5 protein-coding genes are annotated in these 7,962 nt (G+C 63.6%); 1 reads left to right on the top strand and 4 read right to left on the bottom strand.

Annotated elements, in window-relative coordinates; genetic code table 11:
* Positions 1-650: 650 nt before the first annotated feature.
* The 4 genes from hypD to ACMO6A_RS14175 form a co-directional block, all read right to left on the bottom strand.
* Positions 651-1,832 carry a hydrogenase formation protein HypD gene (hypD, locus tag ACMO6A_RS14190; RefSeq protein ID WP_009609017.1) on the bottom strand — a complete coding sequence of 394 codons (1,182 nt, stop codon included), beginning with the start codon at positions 1,830-1,832 and terminating at the stop codon, positions 651-653.
* Entirely contained in the window at positions 1,829-2,086 is a 258-nt protein-coding gene (locus ACMO6A_RS14185) for a HypC/HybG/HupF family hydrogenase formation chaperone (protein ID WP_009305723.1), read from the bottom strand. Before ACMO6A_RS14185 ends, hypD begins: the two co-directional genes overlap by 4 nt.
* The gene (locus ACMO6A_RS14180; RefSeq protein ID WP_009609015.1) at positions 2,077-4,839 is read right to left on the bottom strand and encodes a carbamoyltransferase HypF; all 2,763 of its coding nucleotides are present in this window, start codon (positions 4,837-4,839) and stop codon (positions 2,077-2,079) included. The genes ACMO6A_RS14185 and ACMO6A_RS14180 overlap by 10 nt, the downstream gene beginning before the upstream one ends.
* 96 nt (positions 4,840-4,935) lie before the next feature.
* The gene (locus ACMO6A_RS14175; protein ID WP_009609026.1) at positions 4,936-6,654 is read right to left on the bottom strand and encodes a glucose-6-phosphate isomerase; all 1,719 of its coding nucleotides are present in this window, start codon (positions 6,652-6,654) and stop codon (positions 4,936-4,938) included.
* A 242-nt stretch (positions 6,655-6,896) separates the two neighbouring features.
* Here ACMO6A_RS14175 and ngr point away from each other — a divergent pair, with 242 nt between their 5' ends.
* Positions 6,897-7,688 carry a nigerythrin gene (gene ngr / locus ACMO6A_RS14170; RefSeq protein ID WP_015759834.1) on the top strand — a complete coding sequence of 264 codons (792 nt, stop codon included), beginning with the start codon at positions 6,897-6,899 and terminating at the stop codon, positions 7,686-7,688.
* Positions 7,689-7,962 lie beyond the last annotated feature (274 nt).

Genomic DNA, 7,962 nt, shown 5'->3' with positions numbered 1-7,962 from the left:
GGTCGCGGGCTCCTCGGGCGGGATGACCGAGTTGTCGCACAGGCCGACGATCACGCGCTTCAGCGGATCCCAGTCGTTCCAAGAATTGACTATCTTCGCCATGACAGTCTCCTTTCTCCGGCAGCGCTTCCGGCGCCGCCTATTTGGATGGCACAACTACAAACTGCAGCTTCGCTGGAGAGAGCGCCACGGCTTAGACCCCGTCGTGGCAAGTCCTTCCAGATTTGCCGATGAGCCAGTTATACCATCTTTTTTGTTCAACTGCAACATGAAATTACATAGACATTTGAGCAAAACGAATAAGTAAATTGTTCAAATGCACAAAAATGTTGAACGACGGCGTTTTCTCCTTTATGCAGTTTTTGACCCAATATTGGATATTATCCGCAATTAATTCTCTCGTTCTGTATAGCGATGGAAACAAAAGGGTAACTCATGCACGCACAGCACCGAACATGAGCGCGCCGCTGAGCATAGGGACTGCACAATCAACTGAAAAGAATATCTTTTGGGAAATTTCCCGCGTCGTCTTGCCGCTGGATTGACGTATCCGAGTCTATCGAACGAATGTTTCACGTGAAACATTCGAAGATAGTCCGAAGGACCCCTCGACGAGGGGTCCTTCGGATGCTGCAGCGCCTGTTTTCTCTTTAGTAGTACCGGTGGTACGCGGCGCAGCTGCCCTCGCTTGACACCATGCAAGGACCCACGGGGTTCTCGGGCGTGCATACCTTGCGGAACAAGGGACACTCGTTGGGCGCCATGATGCCGCGAAGCACGTCGCCGCAGCGGCAGCCCTTCGGATCCTGCGTGGGCTCGACGTCGGGCTGGAAACGGCGCACGGCGTCGAACTGCGCGAACTCCTCGCGGATGCGGTAGCCGGAACCGGGAATCTCGCCCAGGCCGCGCCAGAGGGCGGTGCACGTCTCGAACACCTCGTCGATGGCGGCCAGCGCCACGGGGTTGCCTTCGGGCATGACGCCGCGCGCGTAGGCGATCTCGATGTCCGCACGGCCTTCGTGCAGTTGGCGCATGATCATGGCGATGCCCTGCAGCACGTCAACCGGCTCGAACCCGGTGATGACGCCGGGTATGCCGTACTTCTCGGCCAAGAACCGATACGGCTCGGCGCCGATGATGGTGCTGACATGGCCGGGCAGGATGAGCGCATCCACCTTGAGCTGCGGGTCGTTGATGATGGCCTCCAGCGCGCCGGGCATGTTCTTGTGAGCGCCGAACACGCTGAAGTTCTTGAGGCCGGCCGCGGCCGCGCGCTTGATGGCCATGGCCACCAGCGGCGTGGTGGTTTCGAAGCCCACGCCCACGAACACGATCTCGCGATCGGGGTTCTGCTGGGCCAGAGTGAGCGCGTCCAGCGGCGAGTACACGATCTGCACGCTGCGGCCCGCCGCCTGCTCGGCGAGCAGGCTTGACGTGGAGCCCGGTACGCGCGTCATGTCGCCGAACGTGGCGATGGTGATGCCCGGCACGCGGGCGAGGGCGATGACCGTGTCGATATCCCTGTTCGAGGTCACGCACACGGGACAGCCCGGACCGGACGCCAGGCGCGTGCCTTCCGGCATGAGGTTGCGGATGCCGTTGCGCGCGATGGCCACCGTATGGGTGCCGCACACTTCCATGAGCGTGGCGCCGCCTGCGGGCGACAGCTTCGCGATGGACTCGATGAGACCGCGCGCGAGTTTAGGGTCTTTGAAGGCTGCCAGCTCGGATTCCATCGTGGCCGCGTCGACCGCGCGCGCGAGGTGCTCGGGCCTATCCTTCGGCTCGACGGATGTTTCACGTGAAACATCCGTTCCGGTCGAGGAGGTCATCGCGCTACCTCGTCGGCTGCGGGGATGTCGTCGCCCGCCAGCTCGGGGAACTGCTTGATGAGGTCGATGGTTTCCTGCGCGTAGTCAGGATCCACCACCTCGATGGCGAACCCGGCGTGCACCAGCACGAAGTCGCCGACGTTCGCCTGCGGCGTGAGGTCGAGGGATATGTCGCGCGTGACGCCGAGGATGTCCACCGTAGCCAGACGGTTGTCCTTCATTTCAGTCACTTTTGCAGGTATGGCTAAGCACATGGCTGTTCTCCTTCTTCTTTGCTCGAAGCCCATGCTACCACAGCCTGGCCGAAGGAGATGCAGCCGTCGTTGGGCGGCAGATCGCGGTTGACGGCCACCGTGAAACCCGCCTGCTCGAGCGCCGCCAGAGCGTGCTCCAGCAGGTAGCGGTTCATGAACACGCCGCCGGACAGGGCAAGCGTGGTTATGCCGTACAAGCTGCGCACGAGCTCGGCCGCCGTGACGATGGCTTGCACGAACGCGTCGTGGAAGCAGCGCGCGATGATGCCGACAGGCACGTCGGCCGCGAGGTCGTCGAGCAGCGCGGCGAACGCTGGCGCGGCATCGAACAGCACGACCGAGGTGTCCTGCGCCGTGCTGGCGGCAGTGGCGGTGTTCTTCACCACCGCGATGGCGTAACGGGACGCGGCTTCCCGAGCGGAGGCGCTAAGCCCGGCATCGTCATTCTGAGCGGAGGCGCGAAGCGCCGGAGTCGAAGGATCCCGGTTGGTGTCAGCAGGGGTCGCATCGGTTGCGTCGGCGGCAGATGTTTCACGTGAAACATCTGTTCGCCCGATTGCGGCTTCCAGCAGGATGGCGGGCTCGCCTTCGTACGCAGGCTCGGCGCAGATGCCCAACAGCGCGCTGGCCGCGTCGAACAGCCGGCCGACGGACGAGGTCATGGGCGTGTTGATGCCGCGGTCGATCATCTGATCGCACACGGCCGCCTGCTCGCCCAGAGCCTCGAGCGCAGCCGCAGCCCCCGGATGGTCGAGCAGGTCGAACGCCCACAGCACGCCGTAGGCCATGCGCAGCGGATGCTTTACGGCCGCCGCGCCGCCCGGCATGGGCACGTAGGCGAAGTTCGCGAAACGCTCGAACGCAGTCAGGTTGGTGAGCAGCACTTCCCCGCCCCAGATGGCGCCGTCCATGCCGTAGCCCGTGCCGTCGAACGCGATGCCGCACACGGGGCCGGCCAGGCCGTGCTCGGCCATCACCGACACGACGTGCGCATGATGGTGCTGCACCTCGGTGACGGGGAGGCTCTGCTCGTGGGCCCACTTCGACGTGAGGTACTCGGGATGCAGGTCGCACGCGATGCGGTCGGGTTCGATCTCGAACAGCGTTTCGTAGCGGTCCTTCGCCTGGAGCCACGCGTCGTAGGTTTCGGCGTTCTCGAGGTCGCCGATGTGCTGCGACACGAACGCCTCGGCGTCGCGCGTGAGCGCAAACGTGTTCTTCTGCTCGGGCCCGGTGGCGAAGATGGAGCAACCCTGTTCGCGAACGGATGTTTCACGTGAAACATCTTCTCCTTCGCGCGCCTTCGCGGGCATCGCCAACGGGAGCGGCGCGTAGCCTCGGGCGCGGCGGATGAATTGGACGGCTTCGCCGGCGCTGCCCGCTTCGATAACGCGCACCACCGAGTCGTCGTAGCGGGCGCGGATGGCGCGGTCGTGGCCCAGGAACGCGTCGGCCACGGCGAACAGCTTCTCGTAGGCATCCTCGTCGTCGATGACGATGGGCTCGTCGTGGATGTTGCCCGAGGTCATCACCAGCATAGGGACGGCCGTCGCTGCGCGGGATCCTTCGGCTTCGCGCTGGGAGCTGCGCTCGGCACAACCGCTCGCTTTCGCGAAGTCGTGCAGCAGCAGATGCTGGAGGGGCGTGTAGGGCAGCATGACGCCGAGTTCGGGGAGGGCGTCGGCCAAGCCGGGAGCAAAAACAGCATCGGGGCGCTTGCGCAGCAGCACGATGGGGCGCTGCGTGGCCGTGAGGATGCCCTCCTCCGCTTCGCCCGCTTCGCAATAGGCACGCACGGCTTCCATATCGGCCATCATGACGGCGAACGCCTTGCCCTCGCGGCGCTTGCGCGCGCGCAGCAACGCCACCGCTTCGGGGTTCGACGCGTCACACACCAGATGGAAACCGCCCAGGCCCTTCACGGCCAGGATCTTGCCCGCCAGCAGCAGTTCCACGGCGCGCGCAAGTATGGCATCGCTCTCCTCGCGCGTGGTTCCCCAGGCGATGGGTCCCAGGGGCGCGTCAATGGCATCGGAAGCGCACAATGTTTCACGTGAAACATTTGTTTGCGCCGCATGGGAGGCGGAAGCGCCAGCGGGGACGTCAGGGGCGGCCGGCACGTCGGCGGAAACGCCGGGGGCATGAACGCCGGCGAGCGCTCCGGGCATGCCCTCGTGTTCGCGCCAGCTGATATGGGGGCCGCATTCGAAGCACGCGTCGGGCTGCGCGTGGAAGCGGCGGTCCAACGGGTCGCCGTACTCGCGGGCGCAGCGCTCGCACATGGGGAAGTCCTTCATCGACGTGCTCTTGCGATCGTAGGGCAGCTTCTCGATGATAGTGAAGCGCGGGCCGCAGTTCGTGCAGTTGATGAACGGGTAGCGGTAGCGGCGGTCGTTCGGGTTGAACAGCTCGCGGGCACAATCGTCGCAGGTGGCCAGGTCGGGCGACACGAGCGTGGTCTTCTCCACGGCGCCTGCGTCGGAGAAGCGGATCTCGAACGAGTCGAAGTCCTCCAGCGGCACTTCCTTCAGCGTCACTTCCTCCACGCGCGAGGCGGCCGGTGGGTTCTCGGACAGCTCGATGACGAACTCGTCGAGCAGCTTCGTCTCGCCCTCGGCATGGATGAACACGCCGTCGGTGGCGTTCAGCACCCATCCGTCGATCAGGTATTTCTTCGCCAAACGGTAGACGAAGGGGCGAAAGCCCACGCCCTGCACGATGCCTTTGACTTGAATGTCCAGCGCTTCCTTCATATGATCGCCTCCGCGTTGTGCTGTGGCCTTCAATCTACGAGGGCGGCTCGACGGCCGCCCTCGGGGTGTAACGCTATCGTGTCGCGCGGCCGCCCGCTAAGCCGTCGGCACCGTCATGGTTTCCAGGATGTCGGAAATCACTTCAGCCAGCTGGCGCAGCGTAACGCCCGAGTTGTCGGGCAGGTGCAGGTGCACCACGCGCCGCCCGCGCTCGGCCAGCGTAACGAGGTCGCCCGACGCCTGCGCCTTGGCCAGCGAGCCCAGGCTTTCAGCCTCCTGCTTCAGCGGGATGTCCTTTAGCTCGTCGGCCGACAGGATGAGGAACACGCCGCAGTTCGGGCCGCCCTTGTGCAGCTGGCCGGTGGAGTGCAGGTAGCGCGGACCCACTTCCAGGCAGGATACCACGCCGCGCTTCTCAGCCACGCCGTGACGGATGGTTTCCAGCGCCTCGCGTCGACCCTCGCCCGTGAACGGCAAGAACGCGTTGAGCGCGAAGAAATCGCCCGGTTGAATGCTGCCCAGCAGCGCACGCAGCGCGCTGCGGACATCGGTGCAATCTTTGAAGCACGGAGACAGGCGCACTTCCACCTCGCCCATGTGCACCTCGTCGATGAAATCCTGCACGAAGTCGGGCTCGGGCTGGCCCTCCTTGAGGATGTCGAGCACCACGGCCTTCGCCGACGCCACGTCGGGCTGGTCGAAGGGGCAGATCTTCATGAGGTAGCCGCACATCGCGATGGCGTATTCCCACATCACGAAGTGCTCGGCCAGCTCTTCGACGGAGTCGATCTTGTAGTTGGCGCGCGGGATGGCCGGGTCGATGTAGGACAGGCTCATCTCGAAGTTGCGGCGCTCGTCCCACAGGTCGTTGCGCGTGAGGTACACGATGGCGCTGCGATCGCCCGGGTCTTTCTTGAGCAGCAGGGAGTCCACCTCGATGTTGGGCAGAATGCCCTGGCCGTCCTTGCCCAGGCTCTCGGCCACCAGCTGCTCGATCCACAGACCCAGAACGCGGCCGCGCTTCTGCGTGAGGAACGTGAACTTGTTGCGTCCCTGCAGGTAGTTGTCGTACAAAAACGATGCCAGGCCGATGGCCGGGTTGTCGATGGCGTCCTCGCTGCACTGGCGCTCGGCGTCGATGGCGTGCGCCATGAACTCTTCCAGGTCGATGCCCACGAGCGCCGCCGGCAGCAGGCCGAACACGGACAGCGCGGAGAAGCGCCCGCCCACGGTGGGCTGGCCGGAGAACACCGCGGCCCACCCTTCTTCGCGCGCCTGGCGCTCAAGCATGGAGCCGGGGTCGGTGATGGCCACGAGGTGCTGCACCAGCTCCTCTTCGCTGATGCGGTCGGCCACGGCGTCGCGCACGGCACGCAGGGCCAGGCGCGGCTCGATGGTGCCGCCGCTCTTCGACGAGATCACGAACAGCGTGGTCTCGGGCTTCGCTTCGGCCAAAATGGCGCGCACGCGCACGGGCGAGTCGGAGTCCAGCGTCTTGAACGTGATCTTCGACGAATCGGGCTTGTTGTATTTCGTGATGGTCATGGGCGCCTGCGTGGAACCGCCCTGGCCGATGAGCACGACCGTCTTCAGCCCTTGGGCGATGATCGAGTCGGCGAAATTCTGGATGTCGCGCAGGGAGTACGGCGAATTGCTCGCAAGGTCCGTCCATCCCATGTATTGCTCGGAGCACGCGCGCGCTTCCTCCGAGAAGTCGTACAGGCTCGCATCCTTGGCATGGATACGGCTGGCAACGCAGTCCTTCACGAGGGCTTTCGCGGAAGGATACAGTTTTTCTACATCACCGGATAGCATACAACCTTCTTTCAGCGTAATTCGCTCCATTCTAGCAAACGGTGACGAGGCTGACCATCGTGTTTGCGCTTGTGACGGAGTTGTGGACAAAGCGTGTGGGAGCGCGCCCGAGAACGAGAATCAGCGCGCAAATCCCAAGCATTCCCGTACTATTTCATTATTGATTATTTATATTAATTGATATATAGTATCGATATCAGATGGGCTGGAGAGGAGCCCATCGGGAAGACGAGGGAGGAACCATGTCCGATATTTCTAGAAGGAACCTGTTGAAGGGCGCCGCCGTCAGCGCCGTGTCCATTTCCGCGATGGGCCTGCTGGGCGCCTGCGCCGCCCCGAGCGAGCCGAAGGCCGAAACCACGACCGATCCGTCCGCCGACGGCACCGGAACCGGCAGCGGGACGAACAGCGAGTATATGGCCGAGGTGCTGGAACCCACATCCATGCCCGATGCCTCGACGGCGAGCAATTTCAACATCATCTACGACAGCAAGACCACCGTCGGCACCACCTACGAAAACCTTATGACGGCCATCGCGGGCGAGACGGGCGCCACCACCAAGTACGAGGCGTTCTCGAAGGTCGCCAAGAACGAGGGCTTCGACGTGCTGGCCCGCCTGTTCCAGTGCACCGCGGACGCCGAGAAAATCCACATCGGCCTCGAGTACGACCTGGCCAAGGAGATCGACCCCGCAACCGAGAAGCCCGAGCCGCCCGCGGTCGAGGAGCACGAGAGCGACATCAACCTGATCTCCGGCGCCAACGGCGAGATCTACGAGACCTCGGACATGTATCCCTCCTTCATCAAGAAGGCCCAGGAAGAGGGCAACAACAAGGCCGTGCAGGTGTTCACGCGCGCCAAGCTTGCCGAGGCGTATCATGCGAAGCTGTATATGGATGCGTACACCACCATCGACACCCCGTTCGACGGCAAGTACTACCTGTGCCCCATCTGCGGCTACATCCACAAGGGCGAAAACTTCACCGCCTGTCCCATCTGCCTGGCTCCGAAGTCGTCTTTCACCGCCTACTAGGCCATTACCCCACATTTCTCTGTCGGAAGCGCCCGAGGGTTCGTCTCTCGGGCGCTTTTCGCATTCTCGCATGCGATTGGAGCGATTTCCCACCTTCGCGCCTGTCCGCCGCCCGCGAACCTCGCGCCGCCCGCTGCGCGCGAACCTCTCGCCTGTCTGGTGCCGATGCGTCCCCGTCTGCCGCTTGCGGGCTTCGCGACTGTCCGCGGTTTGCGCGAACAAGTGTTTCACGTGAAACACTTGTCGTAATGCCATGCGACAAGCGAACAAATGT

Source organism: Eggerthella sp. (assembly GCF_048329335.1).
Taxonomy (GTDB): domain Bacteria; phylum Actinomycetota; class Coriobacteriia; order Coriobacteriales; family Eggerthellaceae; genus Eggerthella; species Eggerthella lenta.
This window is presented reverse-complemented; position numbering and strand designations above follow the sequence as displayed.

Excerpts from the sequence above, each read along its gene's own strand:
- hypD (WP_009609017.1), bottom strand. The coding sequence starts at position 1,832 with ATGACCTCCTCGACCGGAACGGATGTTTCACGTGAAACATCCGTCGAG.
- ACMO6A_RS14185 (WP_009305723.1), bottom strand. The coding sequence starts at position 2,086 with ATGTGCTTAGCCATACCTGCAAAAGTGACTGAAATGAAGGACAACCGT.
- ACMO6A_RS14180 (WP_009609015.1), bottom strand. The coding sequence starts at position 4,839 with ATGAAGGAAGCGCTGGACATTCAAGTCAAAGGCATCGTGCAGGGCGTG.
- ACMO6A_RS14175 (WP_009609026.1), bottom strand. The coding sequence starts at position 6,654 with ATGCTATCCGGTGATGTAGAAAAACTGTATCCTTCCGCGAAAGCCCTC.
- ngr (WP_015759834.1), top strand. The coding sequence starts at position 6,897 with ATGTCCGATATTTCTAGAAGGAACCTGTTGAAGGGCGCCGCCGTCAGC.